The organism is Allocoprococcus similis (assembly GCF_054660775.1).
Window position 1 is genome coordinate 1 of the sequence record NZ_BAAHSG010000066.1, and the last position, 1,617, is coordinate 1,617.

Annotated in this window: 2 protein-coding genes; both read left to right on the top strand. The window is 40.2% G+C overall.

Going from position 1 to position 1,617, the window contains the following annotated elements; translation table 11 throughout:
- Positions 1 to 66: 66 nt before the first annotated feature.
- Positions 67 to 1,218 carry an IS91 family transposase gene (locus tag ACYQ5K_RS17290; RefSeq protein WP_459778137.1) on the top strand — a complete coding sequence of 384 codons (1,152 nt, stop codon included), beginning with the start codon at positions 67 to 69 and terminating at the stop codon, positions 1,216 to 1,218.
- A 44-nt stretch (positions 1,219 to 1,262) separates the two neighbouring features.
- A complete protein-coding gene (locus tag ACYQ5K_RS17295) occupies positions 1,263 to 1,436 on the top strand; it encodes a hypothetical protein (RefSeq protein WP_459778135.1) in 174 nt (57 codons plus the stop codon).
- Positions 1,437 to 1,617 lie beyond the last annotated feature (181 nt).

Below are 1,617 nucleotides of genomic sequence, written 5' to 3' on the forward strand. Positions count from 1 at the left end.
TTTTTCAGTGCCCTCATCTTGAGGGGTGGGGTTTCTTTTTCCTCACTTTTCCTGCATAATATTCTTATGAATGTCTTACAAAGAATTTTTACCGATTATTATGAAGAAATTAAATATACTCTTCATCCCAGAAAATCTGAGATGGAAAATATTGACAAGATGCTCCATTGCGGGGATCCCTCTTTTGGCGGCGCCATGTACATTTGCCCTCATTGCGATCACCTGAAGTTTGTTCCTTTCCGCTGCCACAGCCGCTTCTGTCCTACTTGCGGCAATAAGTATTCTATGGAACGCACTACCTCTATGTCCTTTAAGCTGGTAAATGTTTCCCACCGGCATTGTGTTTTCACAATTGATGAGCATCTCCGCCACTTTTTCCTGGAAGACCGTTCTCTTCTTGATTGTCTCTTCCATGCCACTTCCAGTGTTGTTTCCCGTATGTTCTTCAAACTAAACAAATCTCAGAACTTTACCCCTGGATTTATTATGGTTTTACATACTTTCGGTCGTGATCTCAAATGGAATCCTCATATCCATTGTCTCATTTCCGAAGGTGGATACAGTGACCATGGCTTCTGGCGGAACATCTCTCACTTTAATTACACTTATCTCCGCAATGCTTTTCGCACTGCTTTGCTAAATGAATTGGAGCACAAAATCGGTTCCTCTTTCAAAAGAATAAAAGCTGCTTGCTATAAAGATCACAAAGAAGGTTTCTATGTCTATGCAAAACCAAACAAATGCAACCCGAATGCCGTAATTAAATATATCGGTCGCTATCTCGGTCGCCCTGTCATTGCTACTTCCAGAATTGATAACTATGATGGCAACAATGTTACTTTTCACTATAATCGGCATGAAGATGATAAATATGTGGTCGAAACAATTCCCGCAATTGATTTCATCAAACGTTTAATCCGACATATCCCTGAAAAACATTTCAAAATGATTCGATATGGCGGCATTTATGCTCGTCATCGCAAAATAGACAAACAGCTTCATCGGGCAATTTCAAAAGAAAAACAGCCTTTCTTTCGTAACTATAATCAATGGCGTCTCTCCATCCTTTCCTCATTTGGATACGATCCTTTGGAATGCCCTTGCTGTAAGCACACCATGCAAGTCCTTGAACTTTATTACAACCACAAGCGTGTCTCCCTTGAAGAAATGTACGAGAAAGCAATGTCCAAATCTCGCGGAAAGCGTTCTTCTGCATGACTTCTCATTTTTATGTTATAATCCTCTTAAAGGAGGACGAAGCAATGACCATTGATATCGAGACACTGCGCAAAAAATATATAGAAAATCCCCCAGAAGGTATGACATCTCAGGACATTCGCTCTATGAGCGAAGATGCACTTCTGGATATGGATTATTTCTTAAATGAGGATGATCTTGATGATGATTTCGGTGAAGAAGGGTTTTATCTCTTCTAACTCCAGAATCATCTGTTTGCCATGCCCGCTTTCATGCGGGCATTTCTTTATTCAAGAGAGCGCCGTAGGCGGTCTTTCCTATTACAAAATAAAAAAACTGCAAACCCTTATGGTCTACAGCTCCCTTACTTTTCTCATGTACCTTCAAAACCACATACAAATTTAAATCTTTACTCCATCC

Bases quoted from the DNA above. Each gene is read 5' to 3' on its own strand.
- ACYQ5K_RS17290 (WP_459778137.1), top strand. From the start codon at position 67: ATGAATGTCTTACAAAGAATTTTTACCGATTATTATGAAGAAATTAAA.
- ACYQ5K_RS17295 (WP_459778135.1), top strand. From the start codon at position 1,263: ATGACCATTGATATCGAGACACTGCGCAAAAAATATATAGAAAATCCC.